16 protein-coding genes are annotated in these 19,097 nt (G+C 64.7%); 11 read left to right on the top strand and 5 right to left on the bottom strand.

Annotated elements, in window-relative coordinates; all coding sequences use genetic code 11:
- A complete protein-coding gene (locus J2D77_RS13315) occupies nt 1–840 on the bottom strand; it encodes a GntR family transcriptional regulator (protein WP_207846805.1) in 840 nt (279 codons plus the stop codon).
- 88 nt (nt 841–928) lie between these two features.
- On the bottom strand, nt 929–1,933 hold the full coding sequence (locus J2D77_RS13310; RefSeq protein ID WP_207846804.1) for a 4-hydroxyproline epimerase: 1,005 nt from the start codon (nt 1,931–1,933) through the stop codon (nt 929–931).
- A 313-nt stretch (nt 1,934–2,246) separates the two neighbouring features.
- On the opposite strand from J2D77_RS13310, the gene J2D77_RS13305 reads away from it, so the two are divergent.
- The 5 genes from J2D77_RS13305 (at nt 2,247) to J2D77_RS13280 (ending at nt 8,697) form a co-directional block, all read left to right on the top strand.
- Nucleotides 2,247–3,860: an APC family permease gene (locus J2D77_RS13305; RefSeq protein WP_207846803.1), complete on the top strand. Its 1,614-nt coding sequence runs from the start codon at nt 2,247–2,249 to the stop codon at nt 3,858–3,860.
- A 324-nt stretch (nt 3,861–4,184) separates the two neighbouring features.
- Nucleotides 4,185–5,474: an NAD(P)/FAD-dependent oxidoreductase gene (locus J2D77_RS13300; RefSeq protein ID WP_230975801.1), complete on the top strand. Its 1,290-nt coding sequence runs from the start codon at nt 4,185–4,187 to the stop codon at nt 5,472–5,474.
- 45 nt (nt 5,475–5,519) lie between these two features.
- Nucleotides 5,520–7,034, top strand: coding sequence for an L-piperidine-6-carboxylate dehydrogenase (gene amaB / locus J2D77_RS13295; RefSeq protein WP_207846802.1), 1,515 nt, complete (start codon nt 5,520–5,522; stop codon nt 7,032–7,034).
- 443 nt (nt 7,035–7,477) lie between these two features.
- Entirely contained in the window at nt 7,478–8,197 is a 720-nt protein-coding gene (locus J2D77_RS13285; RefSeq protein ID WP_230975800.1) for a hypothetical protein, read from the top strand.
- A gap of 116 nt (nt 8,198–8,313) precedes the next feature.
- A complete protein-coding gene (locus J2D77_RS13280; protein WP_230975799.1) occupies nt 8,314–8,697 on the top strand; it encodes a hypothetical protein in 384 nt (127 codons plus the stop codon).
- A 155-nt stretch (nt 8,698–8,852) separates the two neighbouring features.
- On the opposite strand, the gene J2D77_RS13275 is transcribed toward J2D77_RS13280, so the two are convergent.
- Together J2D77_RS13275 and J2D77_RS13270 are read right to left on the bottom strand one after the other, a co-directional pair.
- Nucleotides 8,853–9,773 carry a LysR substrate-binding domain-containing protein gene (locus J2D77_RS13275; RefSeq protein WP_207846800.1) on the bottom strand — a complete coding sequence of 307 codons (921 nt, stop codon included), beginning with the start codon at nt 9,771–9,773 and terminating at the stop codon, nt 8,853–8,855.
- 231 nt (nt 9,774–10,004) lie between these two features.
- Nucleotides 10,005–10,964: a D-2-hydroxyacid dehydrogenase gene (locus tag J2D77_RS13270; RefSeq protein ID WP_207846799.1), complete on the bottom strand. Its 960-nt coding sequence runs from the start codon at nt 10,962–10,964 to the stop codon at nt 10,005–10,007.
- 209 nt (nt 10,965–11,173) lie between these two features.
- Here J2D77_RS13270 and J2D77_RS13265 point away from each other — a divergent pair, with 209 nt between their 5' ends.
- Complete coding sequence (locus J2D77_RS13265; RefSeq protein WP_207846798.1) at nt 11,174–13,567, top strand: superinfection immunity protein; 2,394 nt, start codon at nt 11,174–11,176, stop codon at nt 13,565–13,567.
- A gap of 96 nt (nt 13,568–13,663) precedes the next feature.
- Here the strand turns inward: J2D77_RS13265 and J2D77_RS13260 are convergent, their stop codons facing one another.
- A complete protein-coding gene (locus J2D77_RS13260) occupies nt 13,664–14,344 on the bottom strand; it encodes a flavin reductase family protein (RefSeq protein WP_331000094.1) in 681 nt (226 codons plus the stop codon).
- A 155-nt stretch (nt 14,345–14,499) separates the two neighbouring features.
- Here J2D77_RS13260 and J2D77_RS13255 point away from each other — a divergent pair, with 155 nt between their 5' ends.
- The 5 genes from J2D77_RS13255 to J2D77_RS13235 all read left to right on the top strand — a co-directional run bounded on the left by J2D77_RS13255 (nt 14,500) and on the right by J2D77_RS13235 (nt 19,054).
- Nucleotides 14,500–15,285: an IclR family transcriptional regulator domain-containing protein gene (locus tag J2D77_RS13255; protein WP_207846796.1), complete on the top strand. Its 786-nt coding sequence runs from the start codon at nt 14,500–14,502 to the stop codon at nt 15,283–15,285.
- A 165-nt stretch (nt 15,286–15,450) separates the two neighbouring features.
- A complete protein-coding gene (locus J2D77_RS13250) occupies nt 15,451–16,140 on the top strand; it encodes a 3-oxoacid CoA-transferase subunit A (RefSeq protein ID WP_207846795.1) in 690 nt (229 codons plus the stop codon).
- Nucleotides 16,141–16,150: 10 nt separating this feature from the next.
- Nucleotides 16,151–16,813: a 3-oxoacid CoA-transferase subunit B gene (locus tag J2D77_RS13245; RefSeq protein ID WP_207846794.1), complete on the top strand. Its 663-nt coding sequence runs from the start codon at nt 16,151–16,153 to the stop codon at nt 16,811–16,813.
- Complete coding sequence (pcaF, locus tag J2D77_RS13240) at nt 16,806–18,011, top strand: 3-oxoadipyl-CoA thiolase (protein WP_207846793.1); 1,206 nt, start codon at nt 16,806–16,808, stop codon at nt 18,009–18,011. Before J2D77_RS13245 ends, pcaF begins: the two co-directional genes overlap by 8 nt.
- 101 nt (nt 18,012–18,112) lie before the next feature.
- On the top strand, nt 18,113–19,054 hold the full coding sequence (locus J2D77_RS13235; protein ID WP_207846792.1) for a BKACE family enzyme: 942 nt from the start codon (nt 18,113–18,115) through the stop codon (nt 19,052–19,054).
- The last annotated feature ends 43 nt before the right edge of the window (nt 19,055–19,097 follow it).

Here is a 19,097-nt window from a genome sequence, read left to right as displayed (position 1 = left end):
TCAGCGCGCCGTGGTCGCAATCCGTGCCTGCATATCGCGCAGCAGGTCCTGGTGTGTCGCCTCGATATGGGTGCGGGCGAAGCTGGCCAGGTCGTGTTCCTGCCGGTTCAGCCACAGATCGAGCAGGTTCTGGTGTTCGGCATTGGCTGTCTGCGGGCGGCTGGGCGGGGCCAGGTGGAACAGCACGTAGCGTTCGGCGATCACGTTCAGGCGTTCCACCAGCCGGTAGGTCAGTTCCCCCACGCCGGGGCGGATCAGGCTGAGGTGAAAAGCCCTGTTGCGCTCGGCCCTTTCCCCGACCGGAGCGGTGCTGAACGCGGCAAATGCCTCACGCGCGCGGTGGTGGTCGGCCTCGGTGGCCTGCATGCAGCCTGCCACGGCGGCATCGGGTTCCAGCTTGGCGCGCAGGGTAAAGACTTCATCCGCTTCGGCCAGCGTCATGGCGGTAACGACAAAGCCCCGGTTGACATAGGATGCGACAAGCCCGTCCTGTTCCAGCCGGGCCAGGGCTTCGCGCAGGGGGATCTTGCTGATGCCGAATTCCGCCGCCAGCGTGTCCTGGCGGATGGGTTCGCCATGCGCCAGTTCGCCCGAGACAATGCGGGCGCGCAGGAGGTAAAAAAGCTGGTCAGCGAGTGATCGGGTATTGAGCAGCCCCGCATTGGCGGCTTTTGGCCGCCCGCCATCGACTGGCGCCGCCCCGTTTGCCGCCCCGCCCGCACCCTTGCCCCCGATTGCGCCACCCGTCGTACCCGCGGTCGCACCCGTGGTTTCGGGCCGGTCTGTCAGGGGCTGGCTTGCGGCGGTGGCGGGGGAGGTGCGCGGTCGCTGGCGGTTCATGGCGCAATGCCTCTTTTATCAAAGTCTCCGGTTTTTCCGGGCATGTTCCCCGATCCTGTGCGGGGAACATGCGTGGGCACGCATGCTTTCAGGTAACCTGAAAGCCCTGCCAGAACCGGTCGTCGCGGTCGATCCAGATCGTGTTGAACCCCGTGGCAATGGCCGAGCCGGTAATGAGCGGGATAATGGCGGGCGTGTCGCCCACCGTGGTGGTGCCGCCAATCTGCCCCTTGAACTCGCTTTTGATATAGCTCTGATGCGTAAAGGGTTCGGCCTGGCCTTCCCGCACGATGCCCTTGTGCCACAAATGCGCCAGCCGGGCCGATGTGCCGGTGCCGCAGGGGCTGCGGTCTATGGCCTTGTCGCCATAGAAAACGGCGTTTCGGCCCTGTGTGGCCGGGTTGGCCCCCGGTTCGGCCCACAGAACGTGGCTGACCCCGGCAATGGTGGAATCCAGCGGGTGGACGGGGGTATATTTCTCGCGCACCAGTTCGCGGATGATGGGGCTGAGTTCAAGGATCTTGCGCGCCCCCAGCGCGTCCAGCGTCGTGTACGGCCCCTGCGGTTCCACAATGGCGTAGAAATTGCCGCCATAGGACACATCGACAGTCAGCGGGCCGAAGCCGGGCACGTCGATCTCGATCCCCGTCTTGGCGACCCAGGCCGGCACGTTGCGGATGGTCACGCTGCTGACGCGCTTGCCTTCGGTCGTGTAGGTGATGTCGATGATGCCGGCGGGCACTTCCAGCTTCAGGCTGCCCGGCGTGCGCGGGGTCAGCAGCCCGTTTTCCAGCGCGAAGGTGACAAGCCCGATCGTGCCGTGCCCGCACATGGGCAGGCAACCGCTGGTTTCGATGAACAGGATGCCGCCATCCGTGTCTTCGCGCGTGGGGGGGTAGAGAAAGCCGCCGCTCATCATGTCATGGCCGCGCGGTTCGAAGCACAGCCCGGTGCGGATCCAGTCGAAACGGTTGAGAAAATCCTGGCGTCTCTCGCTCATGGACGAACCGGCCAGCAGGGGTGCCCCACCCGCCACAAGGCGAACGGGATTGCCAGCCGTGTGTCCGTCGACGCAAAAAAATGTATGGCGCACAGTTTTGTCCTTGCGTTGGGGGTGGGTGTTGCGGGGCTGCCCGGACGGGGTAGGGTGCGGCCTGCCGCCGCCCTTTGGTCCTGCCGGTTTTTCCGCGGCACGCCCGCGTCTTGATTTCGATAACGATTCGTATACGATAAACGAAATTAAACCGGAAGGAAAATTCACCCGGCCGGAAAACAGACAGCACCACCCCCCACCACGCTGACGTGGGGGTGGCCTCGCGCGCGTGTTCTGTGGCAGAACGCGCCGGAGTAAAAACGCCGTGTGGCGTGCCGCGCGCGGGGGGACGTTGAGGAATGAGGTGTCGGTAATGCAGCAATCGCAGGAAGTATCCTTCAAGCGGTCCCTGTCCCTGGTGGACCTGACCCTGCTTGGTTTCGGGTCCATGTTCGGGTCGGGGTGGCTGTTCGCCGCATCGCATGTGGCGGCCCTGGCCGGGCCTGCCAGTATCTTTTCATGGCTGGCGGGGGGTGTTGCGGTCTTCTTTCTGGGGCTGGTGTATTGCGAACTTTCGGCGGCCCTGCCCAAGGCGGGCGGCATCGTGCGCTACCCGGCCTATGCGCATGGGCCGCTGCTGGGCTCCCTGCTCGGGTTCATTACGGTCATCGCCTATTCCAGCCTGACCTCGGTGGAAATTGTCGCCGCCCGTCAATATGCCGGATCGTGGATTCCGGGGCTGACGCGCAATGTCGCGGGTGACCCCACGCTGCTGGGCTGGTTCGTGCAGTTCGCGGCCCTGTGCTTCATGGCCAAGCTGAACATGTCCACCGTCAAGACGTTCGCCGTCTTCAACAACATCATCACCATCTTCAAGTTCGTGGTGCCCACGCTCGTGATCGTGTGCCTGTTCATGTATGTGCGGGGCGACAACTTCCACAGCCACGGCTTTGCCCCCCATGGCTGGCAGAGCCTGGAGACCGCGATTTCCACCGGCGGCATCATTTTCGCCTATCTGGGGCTGACCCCCATCGTGGCCGTGGCGGGGGAAGCCAAGGACCCGCAACGCACCATTCCACTTGCGCTGATCCTGTCGGTGGTCATGGCGGCGCTGGTCTATGTGCTGTTGCAGTTCGTCTTCGTCGGCAGCGTGCCCCCCGACCTGCTGACGAATGGCTGGAGCGGTGTGAACCGTTCGCTGTCCCTGCCGTTCCATGACCTGGCTGTCATGCTGGGCCTGGGCTGGCTGGCGTCGTGCGTGGTGCTGGACGCCATTATCTCCCCCTCCGGCACGGGCAATATCTACATGGGGTCGTGTTCGCGCGTGCTGTTCGCCTGGGCGCAGACCGGCACGTTCAGTTCCTGGTTCGCCAAGCTGGACCCCAAGACCAACAGCCCCCGCCGCGCCGTGATGCTGACCTTCGGGCTGAGCGTGTTCTGGATGCTGCCCTTCCCGTCATGGGATGCGCTGATCGGCGTCGTGTCTTCCGCCCTGGTCATGAGCTACACCTTCACCCCCGTGGCCGCCGGGGCCCTGCGGCGCAGCAACCCCGAACTGGCGCGGCCGTTCCAGGTGCCGTTCATGGGCTTTGTCGGCCCGGTGGCGTTCATTGTCGCCACACTGATCATTTTCTGGTCGGGCTGGACCATCCTGTCCTGGCTGCTCAGCCTCCAGCTTGTCTTTATCGCGGGCTCGGTGCTGGTGCGCCATTTCGTGCAAAAGATCGACTGCCGCGAAGACCTGCGCAGTTGCGGCTGGGTGATCGCCTATTTCGCGGGGCTTCTGGTCTTTTCGCGCCTGGGCTCGTTCGAAGGGATCGCCCTCATTCCCCACCCGGTGGATGACGTGGCCGTGGCCCTGTTCGCCTGGGCGATCTACGCCATCGGGATTCGGACATCGCACCGCGACACAGGCCTTGCGGATGAGGAGGAAGTGATCCTTCACGCCCAGGCCGATGCGGTGCGCGCCACCATCGGCGCGCGATAGGGCGCACGCTCAGGCCCCTTGCCGGCTCCCGTCCCGGCGCGCCAGGGCGCATTTGCGGGTCTGCTTACGGTCATCTTGCGGGCCGTTGCCGACCACGCCCCGGCAGGTCATTCCAAAATGGAATGACCTCATGGGTGAACATTGTTTTGCACAAAGAACAGTCTGGGCGAAGCTGCCTGTCATGACTCCCCTTGCCCCGGCTGCGTGCGGGCGGTGGCAGGGAACGGGGGTGGCGGCGTGGTGGCCATCCGTGCGGGCCCTGTCCCTTGTGGCAGGCCCTTTCTTTGTGGTTTGTGTCTGACAATAGGAACGTGGCGGAAAGCAATGAGCATTACGGATGATCCTCGCAGTCACGGTTTATGGGGACAAAGTGCCTGTCCGGCACCCCTGACCGCACCCCTGTCGCAAGACAGCACTGTCGATGTGGCTGTGGTGGGGGCGGGCTATACCGGCCTGTCCGCCGCCCTGCACCTGGCTTCTGCCGGGCGCAGTGTCGCGGTGCTGGAATCGCACGCTATCGGCTATGGCGGGTCGGGCCGCAATGTGGGGCTGGTGAACGCAGCCCTGTGGAACATGCCTTCCGAAGTGTTCGAGACGCTGGGCCCCAAATACGGCGCACGCGTGCTGACCCTGCTGGGCCACGGGCCGGAACTGGTGTTCAAGATCATCGAACGCTTCGGCCTGGATTGCGAGGCCGAGCACACGGGCACGCTGCACTGCGCCCCCGATGCCGCGGGCATGAAAGCCCTGGCCGAGCGTGAACGCCAGTGGCAGCGCCTGGGGGCCCCTGTGCGCCTGCTGGACGCGCAGCAGACCCGCCGCCAGACCGGCACCAGCCTTTATCTGGGTGCGCTGCTGGACGAACGCGCGGGCACCATCCAGCCGCTGTCCTATGCGCGGGGGCTTGCCCGTGCCGCGCAGGATGCGGGGGCCGCCATCTACACCAGAACCGCCGTGACGGGGGCCGAAAAGGTGGGCGAAACCTGGCACGTGCGCACGCCAGGCGGGACCGTGCGGGCCAAATGGGTCATTGTCGCCACCAACGCCTATACGGCGGCCCCCTGGACCGCCCTGCGCGAAGAAGTGATCGCCCTGCCGTATTTCAACTTCGCCACGCGCCCCCTTTCGGCCGACCAGCTTTCCCGCGTGCTGCCCGACCGCCAGGGCGCATGGGACACGCGCGAAGTGCTGACCTCCTTCCGCCTGGATCAGGCGGGGCGGCTGATCGTGGGCAGTATCGGCGCGCTCAAGGGTGTGGCGCGCAAGGTGCACCATGACTGGTCGCGCCGGATTCTGGCCAAGCTCTACCCCGAACTGGCGCATGTCGGCTTCGAGAGCGAATGGTACGGCACCATCGGCATGACCACCGATTCCGTGCCCCGCTACCACAAGTTCGATGACACCGTGCTGTCGCTGAGCGGCTATAACGGGCGCGGTATTTCCACCGGTACCGCGTTCGGCCGCGTGCTGGCCCGCCGGATCTGCGGCGACCTGACGGACGCCGACATGCCCCTGCCCGTAACCCCCACCGCGTCCGTGCCCCGGCGTGGGCTGCATGAACACATGTACGCCCACGGATCGGTTGCCGTGCATGCGATTTCCGACCGTCTCTAACAGCCAGAGCCTACCGCGTTTTTTGACAAGAAAGCTGAGAAAGTCATGAGTTCGATCCAACACGACGTGAAAAGCATTTTCCACAAGCTGGGCGTGCCCGAAAGTGCCTATACCGGCGGCACGCTGGCCGTGCGCACCCCTGTCACGGGCGAGATCGTCGCTCATGTGCCCGAAGTGACCGCAGCCCAGGCCGATACCGTGATCGCTTCCGCGGCCGAGGCGTTCAAGGTCTGGCGCACCGTGCCGGCCCCGCGCCGGGGTGAACTTGTGCGCCTTCTGGGCAATGTCCTGCGCGACAACAAGGAGCTTCTGGGCCGCCTGGTCTCGATCGAGGCGGGCAAGGTCGTGTCCGAAGGTCTGGGCGAAGTGCAGGAAATGATCGATATCTGCGACTTCGCGGTCGGCCTGTCCCGTCAGCTTTACGGCCTGACCATCCAGTCCGAACGCCCCGAACACCGGCTGATGGAACAGTGGCACCCCATGGGTGCGGTCGGCATTATCTCGGCCTTCAACTTCCCCGTTGCCGTGTGGTCGTGGAATGCGGCGCTGGCCCTGGTATGCGGCGATTCCATTATCTGGAAACCGTCCGAGAAAACCCCGCTGACTGCCCTGGCCACCCAGGCCCTGTTCGAAAAAGCGGCCGAAGCCTTTGGCGGCGTGCCGGCGGGGCTGAGCGGCCTGCTGATCGGCGGGGCGGATATCGGTCGCCAGCTTGTCGATGACAGCCGCGTGCCGGTTATTTCCGCCACCGGGTCCACCCGCATGGGCCGGGCCGTGGGTGGGGCCGTGGCCCGCCGCTTCGGCCGCGCCATTCTGGAACTGGGCGGCAACAATGCCTCCATCGTCACCCCGTCGGCCGATCTGGACATGACCCTGCGCGCCGTGGCCTTTGGCGCCATGGGCACGGCGGGCCAGCGCTGCACCACGCTGCGCCGCCTGATCGTGCATTCTTCCGTCTATGACACGCTGGTGCCGCGCCTGAAGCAGGTTTACGGCGCGATCAGTGTCGGCAGCCCGCTGACATCCGACGCGCTGGTCGGCCCGCTGATCGACGAAGCCTCGTTCAACGCCATGCAGGAAAGCCTTGTGGCCGCCAAGGCCGCCGGTGGCGCGGTATGCGGCGGCGAACGGGTTGACGTGAACGGTGCGGCCTCCTTCTACGTGCGCCCGGCGCTGGTGGAAATGCCCGCCCAGACCGGCCCCGTGCTGGAGGAAACCTTCGCTCCCATCCTGTATGTTCTGAAATACGACACGCTGGAAGAAGCGATTGCCTTGCAGAACGACGTGGTGCAGGGCCTGTCGTCCTCCATCTTCACCACCGATGTGCGCGAGCTTGAACAGTATATTTCCGCTGCCGGGTCCGATTGCGGGATCGCCAACGTGAATATCGGCCCCTCGGGTGCGGAAATTGGCGGGGCCTTCGGTGGCGAAAAGGAAACCGGCGGTGGCCGTGAATCCGGTTCCGATGCGTGGAAAGGCTACATGCGCCGCCAGACCAACACGGTCAATTACGGGCGCACGCTGCCCCTGGCCCAGGGCGTGAAGTTCGACGTGGGCTGACCCTTTACCGTAAGCCCGGACCGGGGCTCCGGGCAAAGCCCGTCCCGGTCGGATTGGTAAAAGACAAGAACGGCGTGGGAGGTTTTCTCCCACGCCGTTTTGCGTTGTCAGTGTCCAGCTCTGCTACCCTTGACGATGCATAAGTGATGTAACCGGATAATCCGCCCTGCACTGTTATTTTTAACGGTTGCCTGAGGCTGCCGCCGCCATCTGATATTGGTCGAGGCCAGATCGGCCTGTTTTCATCTAGTACCCGCGCGCAGTTTTTGCTATATATTTAATAGAGTTCGAAGTGTTGTAGCCACTGATCCGGACTTTCCCACACAATCATGATCCTCCTAAAAAGCGCTATGGCATAAGCCACGGCGTGGATTAACCTATGCGACACGCAAAGCCTGCCCTCACCGGCGGGCTTTTTTTGTGTCTGTATTTCAGGACACACCATGCCAGATACCAACCAGCATCCCGCTCTGACATTCGTCATGAGCGAACATCAGCTTGTCAGTGTTGTCAGACGATACCTGCCGAGCCAGCAAACCATTAATCGGGCCGAGGGGCTGGCCACGATCGGCTTCGGGGCTGCGGAAATGGCCGGAGCCGCTGGCCTTCTGGCTGCCCCTGAACCGTTGCTCAGCAAAGTGGGCGGCATTGCTCTTGCCGCCCACGGCGTTGACATGATGGCCGCCGGACGACGTGCGTGGACTACAGGCACGCTACCCCAAACCCGGACCGAACGCGCGATCCGTGCCGTGGCCCTGAGGGCCTATGCGCCTCCCGCTATTGCCGATTTCGCCGGTACGGCCGCAGATGCCCTGATCCCTGGCAGTCTGCTGCATGCAGTCGGGTCTTTCGCGGCCACCCGGGCCATTCGCGTTGCATCGGCGGACACAAGCCGACTGACCTTCAGGCATGCCGACATCACGTCGGAGCATTTTCACCGGCCTTCGCCGTATGCCACTCACCCAGCTAGATCGCCCACCAACCAGAATCTTCTCTCACCGCATCGACAGAAGAACCTTGATCTCGACCATCATGAGGCACCTCCGCATAATCGCAAAGCGGGGGGCCATGTGCTTCTAAAATATGTTGATCCGACCGCCGCATATATCGATCGGCGATTCACGAAGGAAAAACGCCAGAAATGGAGACAAAGCCTTGCTTGACGGACATATCTCTGGAAGGGGAGCTGTTGTAATCAAGAGTGCTGGTCGGCAACATACATCTGCGCAGCGTATTCAAGTTGCAATTATCAAAAAAGAACACAATGGGATGATCTATTATGTCCATACCGTTAAACTTGACTAAATATGATATTCTCGATCTGTTCCCGCGTCTTACTAATCTGGGCGCTAGTTCGTTTGGCGAAGATGCAGATACTTTTGGCGATACGCTGTTCGAGGCCATTGAAGATGCACCGCGAGGTCATCGTCTGCTGTTCAAACAGCAGACAGTCAACGAGTTAAGAACTGTAATGGCCTGCAGCGATGAGGACATTGAGCGTATCAGTTGGGCTGTGCTCGGTATAGATCCCACGGCGGAGGTTGAAGAACCACCCAACTGGGGACGATTTCCCAGCCTGCGGGCATTCTGGTCAGCCGTTCTGCACACTTTTGAAAATGACCCTGAGGTGCAGGCGGGAAGAGAGATTGATCCGAACGCGTAGGGGGAGGTCGTTCGCCAATACGGAATATCTGTTTTCATGCGTTGGCCTGTTTCTGAAGTGGGCTTTCCACTCGCTCCGCTTTGTCGGACAGGCACACGTTATCCCATGTGGTTTGTGTGAAACCGTGCTGCGCGCAGAATGTCGTATGGCCCGGCTCAGGTGGGGTCGGGTCTGTTCAGGGGCGGGTTGAGGATCTGTTCGGCCAGCCACAGGCGGAACAGTTCCAGTGGCTTGTACTGGGTTTTGTCCTGCGGCCAGACAAGGTAATAGGCGGCCTCGCCTTGTTCTTCATAGGTCGGCCCGATCTGCACCAGGGTTCGTGCGTGCAGTTCGGGCTGGATCAGAATCTCGGGCAGCAGGGCCAGCCCGCCGCCCGCCATGGCGATCTGGGTAATGGTGTAGAACTGGTCGCACAGCATGCCATGAATGCGATCGGCATCCAGGCCCTGGGCGTTGAACCAGCGTTCCCACGCATCGGGGCGGGAGACCAGGTGCAGGAGTGGTGCATCCAGCAGGTGGGCCGGGGTTTGAAAATCATGCCGTGCCGCAAGGGATGGCGCGCAGACAGGCACGATCCGTTCCCCGCAGATCGCGCTGGATTCCGTGCCCGGCCAGTCGGGTATGCCGAAATGGATGGCGGCATCCATTGTTTCGGCCGCAAAGTCGAACGGGGTGGAGCGGGTGAACAGGTTGACCGTTATTTCCGGATAACGGCTTTTGAAGTCGGGCAGTTTCGGGGCCAGCCACAAACTGCCGAAGGTGGGCACGATGCTCAGGTTCAGCGTGCCGCCCGCGGGTGCCGCCCGCAGCCCCAACGTGGCCGCGGCAATCTGCTTGAGTGCCGCCCGCACTTCCCGCGCGTAGGATTCCCCCGCAATGGTCAGCCGCACCGTCTGGCGTTCGCGCACGAACAGCAACGCGCCAAGCTGCTCCTCCAGCAGGCGGATATGCCGGCTGATGGCACTTTGCGTCAGGTGCAGTTCCTTGGCGGCGGTGGTGAAGTTCTGGTGCCTTGCCGCGGCTTCGAACGAACACAGCAGCGATATGGGGGGCAGGAATCGTCGGGCAAAGGCCATGGGGCATCACTCTTCGGGTCGGCGGTGCGGTCGGTCTGCGCGAACCGGTAGCACGAACGCCCGGCCCGCCATGTCGATTGTCTAGGCCCCCCGGGTCCGGCTGGGGCTATCCAGCCACTCCCGCCGGTCCATGGGGCGTCATGCGTCCGTTTGTAAAGGGGGCGCCTGACCCGTTACCCCCGTCCGGGAAAAGCGTGATCGCCTATTGGGGCTCTTTTTAAAAAAACCCGTTCACACAATACGGTTTGTCATGGGCGCGTCGGATTGAAGTGCTTCCAGGTTTTTCAGCAGGATATTCACCACATTGCGTTCGTAATATTCGGTTTCCCCCGCGATATGGCCGGTCAGTACCAGGTTGGGCACGGACCACAGCGGGCTTTGTGCGGGCAGGGGTTCGGTGTCGAACGTGTCCAGTGCGGCGGCGGCAAGGGCCCCCGATTCCAGGGCCGCGATCAGGGCGTTTTCTTCCACCACCGGCCCGCGTGCCACGTTGATGAGGGTGGCACTCCGCTTCATGAGAGCGAGAGTGCGCGCATTGATCAGGTGGCGGGTCTGTTCGGTCAGCGGGCAGGTCAGAATAACGTGATCGGCGGCGGCCAGCCCGGTGGCGATATCGTCTGCTGCGATCTGCGTCACGCCGGGTACGTCCAGCGGGCGGGGGCTGTGGCGGGTGCCCAGCACCGTCATGCCCAGGGCCTGGCACAGCCGGGCTATTTCATCGCCAATCGTGCCCATGCCGATCACATACACCACCTTGTCCGCCAGTTCGGTCAGGCGGGGGCGCGGGTCGGTGCCGGTGGTGGACCAGCGGTGCCGGGCCTGATTGTCACGCGCTTCGTACAGCCGGCGGGACAGGGAGAACAGCAGGGCCAGCGCATGTTCGGCCACGGCGCGGGAATTGACGCCGCGCGCATTGCACAGCCGCACCCCGCACGCCTTCAGGGCGTCAAGGTCGAACTGGTCCACCCCGGAACTGATGGACTGGATATAACGTAGCCGGGGGGCCATGGCCAGAAAGCGGTTCTGCCACAGCATGGAGATGACCAGCACTTCCGTTTCGGGCAGCAGGGCTTCAAGATCGGCGGCGGTTTTCACCTGGCGGCAGGCGGGGGCGTCGGGCCTGCGGGCGAGTTCGGCGGCGATATCGTAATAGACATGGGCTGCCGTAATGGGTGTGCTGAGCGAGACCATTCGTGTTCTGTCCGGTTTGGGAAAACGTCTTTGCCAAAAACCTTAGCAGGCGCACGGTCGCGGGGCTACCCGCCCGCCATGCGGCCTGCCGGGGTGCGCGGGCCGGTCAGTGCGCCTCACAGGGCCGCCCTGCGGCAAGGTCCATTACAACCGGCCCGTGTTACGGTTATATGGACGCAGGATCATGCAAGCTGCGGAGCAGGCAGGGAATGACATCACGCGCGCGCGTCCATTTCGGTCCCGGTCTGATCTGGCCGGGTCTGGCCCGGCTGTGTGCGGCCATGCTGGCGGCCAAAGCGGCCGTGGCCAAAGTGTGCGTGCCCAAGGCCAGCGTATCCAGGGCCTGGCTGGGTCTGCTGGTCGTGTCCTGCCTGGCGGTGTGCCTGCCTGCCGCGTTCCCCGGCCGCGCGCAGGCCGCAACGCCCACGCCCGACCCGTATGACAAGCCCCCCTTGGCGCAGGCCGGATTGGGGAATGACATGCGCGCCAGCGTGGCCGCAGGGGGGCTGTCCGCGGTGGTGGAGGTCATGGCGTGGCACCAGTGCAGTGCGGCCATGGTCTGGCGCAAGCCCGACCCGCAGGCCCCGGCGTCCTGCACCATCGCCAGGCTGCGTCTGTACGATCTTTCCCACCCCAACACGATGCCCGTCACCTACCTGCTGACCCCTTACGGCCCCGATAGCGGGCTGAGCGGGCTGCACCTGGCGCTATACAGGCTCGACAACGCATCGCCCCTGCCGCAGGTCATGGTTTCAGCCTATTCCGGCGGGGCGCATTGCTGCGAGATCACCTCCATTTTCGGCCAGAAACCCGGTGGCCGCTGGAGCACCACCCTGTGGGGCGAAGTCGATGGTGACAGCCCGCCCCGGGTGGTGGATATCGCCCATGACGGCACGGCTGAACTGGTGGGGCTGGACCAGTCGTTTTTCTACCGTTTTGCGCCGTATTCCAATTCCTACGCCCCGCTGGTGCTGCAACGCTATCATGACGGGGCGTTGCAGACCGTCACCCGCGATCCGCTCTACAGTTCTTTCGTGGCGCAGGATCTGATGGCGCAGCGGGCGAACTGGGTGCAGGGCGGGCGGGCCGACCCCAACGGCTTTCTGGCCTATATGGTGGCCACGCGCGCCAATCTGGGCCAGTTGCCGCAGGGCTGGCGCGACATGCTCGACCATGCCGAACAGCCCCGGCCCATGTTCGGCATGTCCCTGTGCGACCTGCGTGCGGCAGCAGGCGATGCCGGGCCCGAGCCCTGCCCGGAAAAGGAACGCCAGCCTTTGCCTTTTCCACAGGCCCTGGCGGGTTTTCTGGTCGCGGGCCATTACCTGACCCCCGAACAGGCCGCAACGCTGCCCATGGTGCTGCCACCCGCACAGCCCGGCCAGAACGACGCGGCGCAGAGCCAGGCGGCCGGAGCGCCGGGCGCGCCTGCCCCGGCTATGGCCACCCCGAACGCACCTGCCGGTGGTGCGTCCGCTGCGAACATGGCCGCCGATGCTTCGCGGGGCCCCGGGCCCACCCCCGATACCGGCCACGCGCCCCCCCGCTACTGGCCCGATTTTTCCTGCAAGCTGCCCCCCTGGAACGATGCCATCGCCACCATGTTGTGCCAGAGCAGCGAGGCCGCGCGGCATGAACTCATGTTCGATCAGGTCTATTATGCCCTGCGCCAGACAATGGGGGCCGGGGCGCTCAGCGGCCTGACGCAGGAGGTGCTGGCCAGTGAAAACGCGGCGTATCAGCGCTGCGGCCTGCCCCTTCCCGGTCAGGCCAACCAGAGCATGCCCCCCAATGCCGTGCCCTGCTACGCCGCCGCCATGGACCGGCTGGCCGAGAGCTACCGCAGAAGGCTGAGCGGCCCCGCGCGGGAGGAATCGGCCCGCCCGCTGGATACGCATATCGCCGTGCAGCACAAGCTGGTGGCCCTGGGCTACCTGCCCGCCAATATGGTGGAAGACGGCGTTTACAGCGCACCCACCCGCCACGCGATCATGACATGGCAGCGGATCAGGCAAAGCCCGCGGGCCGATGGCCTGCTGTCCGATACCGAAGCAGCGCTTCTGCTTTCCGCCCCTATGCCACTGCCCCCGCCATCCGAAACACTGGCCGATGGTGCAGCCCCGGGCGATGCCCAGCCACAGAATACGGGGGATGGCGCACAGCCCGCAGGGCAGGTTGCCGCGGCGAATGCGGAGCCTGACGATAGCCGGAACGGGGCACCCGGCACGCCCGCCGATACAACACCCGCGCAGGCCACCCCAGATGCGTCCACCAGCTCCAGTGCAGGGGGCGGGGCAGGGAGCGTACCCGATAGCGGGCTGGATACGACAGCACAGGCGCCCACCACCCCGCCACCTGTGGCCTCCAGCGCAAATGCGCATGCAGCGTTCAGGCAGGGCTTGCTGCTTATGGCCGGCGCCCTGGGGCTATGTGTCTATTTCGCACCGTTTGCCGTGGCCTGTCGCCGCGATATCGTCAAAAAAGGCACGGTGCTGGCGCTCAACCTTCTGCTGGGCTGGACCGTGATCGGCTGGGCGGTCGCCCTGGCCCTGGCCCTGGCGGGGCAGACCCGGCGCGGCGCTGGCCATATTATCTTTCCCTAATGTCTTATACCCGGCGGCCCTGAAACGCCGCAAAGCGCATAAGTGCCAGCGATCCTGCCGGACGGACGTCCCATGTCCCGGACAGCCCGGGCGCCTTTACGGGCCCAGCGGCGTTGGGGCCAGTTGCGCGGCCATGGCCAGTGCTGTCTCCACCGAGGGGGGGCGGTCGAGTTCGAACATGGTTTGCGGGGTTACCATGCTGTACCAGCCCGCACCGCCTGCGCGCAGGACCGGATGGGGCTTGCCCGTCTGATAGACGCCACCCTGCACCAGGTCGCGGCGGATATGGACGAATACGACCTCGCCCAGGGTCAGCCAGGTCGATAAATCCTCGCCCGATGCCGCATTCAGGCGGATGATCTGTGTCAGGCGGCATTCGAACTGCACGGCGCTGGCCGCGACCCGGGGCGGGCGGACCGCGACGGATGGCGCCTTGGCCAGTCGTGCGATCTCGAACTCGTCGATTTCGGGCGCAAATGCGGCCGATGACATGTTCATGCGCTCCACCAGCGGCTGCGTTACAAGGTTCCAGACGAATTCGCCCGTTTCCTGAATATTGCGGACCGTGTCCTTCCACCCGATGGACGAAAACCCGATCACCGGCGGCTTGTAGTTGAAGGCGTTGAAAAAGCTGTAGGGGGCAAGATTGTCGCGCCCGTTTGCGCCGGTGGTCGAAATCCATCCGATCGGGCGCGGGCCGACAATCGCATTGAACGGATCGTGCCGCAGGCCGTGACCCGTATCGGGCCGGTAGGTATGGAACAGATCCTCGGGCACGGCGTGGTTCTCCTGTTTTGGGCGAACCTTATCACGCCATGGCGGAATACCAACCGGGCAACGTACGGGCACGGGAAGGGGCAGGGCAGGCGAAGGGGCACAGGCAGGGCACGGCCTGCTTGGCAATGGGGCAGGGCCCATGCAACATAAGGGTCATGAGCACGTCACGCCCCGTAACCGACCGTGACTATGTGGACGCCCTGGCGCGCGGCCTCGATATCCTCATGGCCTGCGCCAACGAACCCGCCGGCCTGACGCTGGCCGAAGCCGCACGCCGGACGGGTACCACGCGCGCCAGTGCGCGCCGCTCGCTCCTGACCCTTGTCGCCAAGGGCTACCTGATCACGGATGGGCGTCTGTTCCGCCTGACGCCAAAGGTGCTTGCCCTGGCCGCGCCGCTGGCCTCCGCCCCGATCGTGCGCACGACACAGCCGGTGCTGGACGATCTGAGCCGCCGTTTCGATGAAAGCTTTTCCCTGGCCACGCTGGTCGAATCGGATATCGTCTATCTTGTCCGTTCCGAAGCCCGGCGCATCGTCTCGCTCAACCTGGGGGCGGGGTCCCGGCTGCCTGCGTGGTGCACGTCCATGGGGCGCGTGCTGCTGGCCAGCCTGCCCGTGGCCGAACGGCAAGCCCATGTGCCCGCCGTGCTGAACCCACGCACGCCAAGAACGCTGACGGACCGGGTATCGCTTATGGCGGTGCTCGATCGTGTCGGGGCCGATGGCTACTGCATTCTGGATGAAGAACTGGAACTGGGCCTGCGCTCGCTTGCCGTTCCGGTCGTCCGGCCCGATGGCACGGTTGCCGCGGCCCTGAATATCGGCACGCAAAGTCAGCGCACCAGTATCGAAACGCTGACCGGCACCCTGCTGCCCGCCCTGCGCGAAGCCGCAGCCCTTCTTGCCCCGGCCTTTGCCGGGCGCGACCTGGCTGGCTGAACGCCGCCTTTTTCCACCTTCCCGATCAGGGCACGCACCACCTCGCGCAAAAGCGATGCAGCGGCGTGCTGTTTTGTCTTGCGCAGGCCCCTCTGCCTGGGCGTATGTTCGTTTGGCGCATGATAGTGCGCCAAGCGCACAACAAATCCGGCAAGGAGGGGCAGAATGATCGACAAGCGCGTGCGTGATATCGCCATGGCGCTGCACGGGATCAGGGACGGGGCAACCGTCATGGTCGGGGGGTTTGGCGCCGTCGGGCAGCCGGACGCGCTGATCGAAGGGCTGATCGAACAGGGGGCGCGGGATCTCGTGATCATCGCCAACAATGCGGGCAGCGGGCATGTGGGGCTGGCCCGGCTGATGGAAGCGGGGCGGGTGCGAAAGATCATCTGCTCCTTTCCGCGCTCGGCCGGTTCGGTCGTGTTCGAAGACCTGTTCCGGGCGGGCAGGCTGGAGCTGGAAATCGTGCCCCAGGGCACGCTGGCCGAACGTATCCGCGCGGCGGGGGCGGGTATTCCCGCTTTCTACACGCCAACGGGTGTGGGCACGAAAATTGCCGAAGGCAAGGAAACGCGCCGCTTCGGGGACAAGACCTATCTGCTCGAACGCTGGCTGCCCGCCGATGTCGCATTGATCGAGGCATGGCGCGCGGACAGGTGGGGCAACTGCATCTACCGGGGCAGCGGGCGCAACTTCAACGCCGTCATGGCAACGGCCGCGCCGCTGACCGTTGTCCAGACATGCGAACTTGCCGAACTGGGCGAACTCGATCCCGAATGCATTGTCACGCCCGGCATTTACGTCACCCGTGTCGTTCACGTTCCGCAGCCCGTACCCGCCATGGCGGACCGGTAAGGAGAAGACCATGAGCGAATTTCAGCCGTTGACCCGCCAGCAGATGGCCCAGCGCGTGGCCCGCGACATTCCCGAAGGCTGGTACTGCAACCTGGGGATCGGCATTCCCACGCTGGTGGCTGATTACCTGCCCCCCGACCGCGAGATCGTCCTGCATTCGGAAAACGGGCTGCTGGGCATGGGCCCCGCCCCCGCGCCCGATGCGATCGACCCGTGGATGATCAATGCCGGCAAGCAGCATGTCACCCTGCTCAAGGGGGCGTCCCTTTTCCACCATGCCGACAGCTTTGCCATGATCCGCGGCGGGCATATCGATCTATGCGTGCTGGGCGCGTTCGAAGTGGCGCAGAATGGCGATCTTGCGAACTGGGCCACATCGGCGGCGGACGCGGCCCCGGCGGTGGGTGGGGCGATGGATCTGGCCGTGGGTGCCAGGCATATCTGGGTCGTAACCGAACACACCACCCGCGATGGCGCGCCAAAACTGGTCGAACATTGCACCTACCCGCTGACCGCATCGGGGGTGGTGACGCGCATCTATACCAATCTCGCGGTCATCGATGTCACGCCGCAGGGTTTCGAGGTGGTCGAGATCGTGCCCGGCCTGGATTTCGAAACGCTCCAGAACCGCACGGGTGCGCGGTTGCGGATGCTGGAGACCACCCATGGCTGAAGCCTTCATCTGCGATTTCACCCGCACGCCCATCGGCCGTTTCGGCGGGGCGCTGAAAGATGTGCGCGCCGACGACCTGGCCGCCCACCCGCTGCGCACCCTGCGCGAACGCAATGCCGGCGTGGACTGGGACGCGCTGGACGACTGCTACATGGGCTGCGCCAACCAGGCGGGGGAAGATAACCGCGACGTTGCGCGCATGGCCGTGCTGCTGGCGGGTTATCCGGTCGGAACGCCTGCCTCCACGCTCAATCGCCTGTGCGGGTCGGGGCTGGATGCGGTGGGCACGGCGGCCCGCATGATCCGCACGGGTGAGGGCGACCTGCTGCTGGCGGGCGGGGTCGAAAGCATGACCCGCGCCCCCTTTGTCATGGGCAAGGCGCCCGAAGCTTTCTGCCGCCAGGCGGAATTGCAGGACACCACCATTGGCTGGCGCTTCGTCAACCCCGCCATGAAGGCGCAATGGGGGGTCGATACCATGCCCGAAACGGCCGAGAACGTGGCCGAGCGTTTCCAGATTTCGCGCAAGGACCAGGATCTTTTCGCCTACACGTCGCAGCAGCGGACAAAGCGCGCGCAGGAGAACGGTTTTTTCGCGCGTGAGATCACGCCCGTCACCATCCCCACCAGAAAGGGCGAGACGACAGTAGCCCGGGACGAGCACCCCCGGCCTGACACCACGCTGGAAACCCTGGCAAAGCTGCGCGCCCCTTTTCGCAAGGAAGGCGGTACCGTGACGGCGGGCAACGCATCGGGGGTGAATGACGGTGCGGCGGCCCTGCTCCTGGCCAGCGAGGAAGGCGCACGCCGCCATGGCCTGACCCCGCGTGCGCGGATTGTCGCCATGGCCACCGCCGGGGTCGAACCCGCGATCATGGGCATGGGGCCCGCCCCTGCCGTGCAAAAACTGCTGGCGCGCACGGGTCTTGGCCTGGCGGATATCGACCTGATCGAACTGAACGAAGCCTTTGCCAGCCAGTCTCTGGCCGTTCTGCGCGCCTTGGGGCTGCCTGACGACGCCCCGCACGTCAACCCGCATGGCGGGGCGATTGCACTGGGCCACCCGCTTGGCATGTCGGGGGCGCGGCTGGCGCTGACGGCGGTCAATGCGCTGGACTCTCTGGGTCTGGGCCGCGCGATTGCCACCATGTGCATTGGCGTGGGCCAGGGTATCGCACTTCTGCTCGAACGCGTCTGACACCGGGCCTTGCCGCCCGGACCGGGAACCCACGCCCCAGGCACGGGTTGCATCCGGCAGGCAGGGCCCGGTCCATAACAAGAAAGAAGGGAAAAACCCCCATGTGTTCCAGTATTGTCAGCCCCGATATTGTTCCGCCGCATGGCGGTGCCCCCTGTGTGATCGCCGTAGCCATTACGGGCTCGGTCCCCCGCAAGTCCGACAATCCGACCCTGCCCGTCACCCCGTCGGAACAGATCGAATCCACCCATCAGGCGTTCGAGGCCGGGGCCACACTGGTGCATATCCATGTGCGCAACGCCGATGAAACACCGTCCTCCGATCCGGCCTTGTTCGCAGCGGTGCAGGAAGGCGTGCAGCGGCACTGCCCGGGCATGATCGTCCAGTTTTCCACCGGCGGGCGGGGGCGCGATCCGTCGCAGCGGGGCAGCGCGCTGTACCTGCGGCCCGATATGGCATCCCTTTCGACCGGATCAGTCAATTTCCCGACCATTGTCTACGAAAACGGCGCAGCCCTGGTGACATCGCTGGCCTCGTCCATGAAGACGTACGATGTCGCCCCTGAAATCGAGATTTTCGATCTTTCGCACATTCATGGCGCGCGCCGCCTGATCGATGCAGGGCTTATGGGCCCCAGGCCCCATGTGCAGTTCGTGCTGGGGGTCAAGAACGCCATGCCGGCGGATGAACACCTGCTGGACATCCTGCTGGCCGAAAAACAGCGCATCCTGCCAGACGCGACATGGACCGCAGCGGGGATCGGCCAGTTCCAGACCCCGGTCATGGACTGGGCGCTGGCGCGCAAGGCCGATGCCGTGCGAACCGGGCTTGAAGACAATATCCGCATCACGCGCGACCGGCTGGCCCGGGGCAATGCCGAACTGGTGCAGATCGCGTGCGAACGGCTGGCAGCGGCGGGGCGCGCACCGGCAACACCCGCCCAGGCACGGCAGATGCTGGGGCTGCGGCCCGTGGCTGAGCCAGCGGCAGGAACGGGGCAGCACGCTATGCAGCAGGAGGCCGTATCGGAAATCGGCCGCTAAGGCGGGCCAGGGTTTTTCTTTATTTCGCTTTCCTGGGGGGTGC

Source organism: Acetobacter garciniae (genome assembly GCF_017377735.1).
Classification (GTDB): Bacteria; Pseudomonadota; Alphaproteobacteria; order Acetobacterales; family Acetobacteraceae; genus Acetobacter; species Acetobacter garciniae.
The sequence above is the reverse complement of the archived record's forward strand: the minus strand, read 5'-3'. Positions and strand labels throughout refer to the sequence as shown.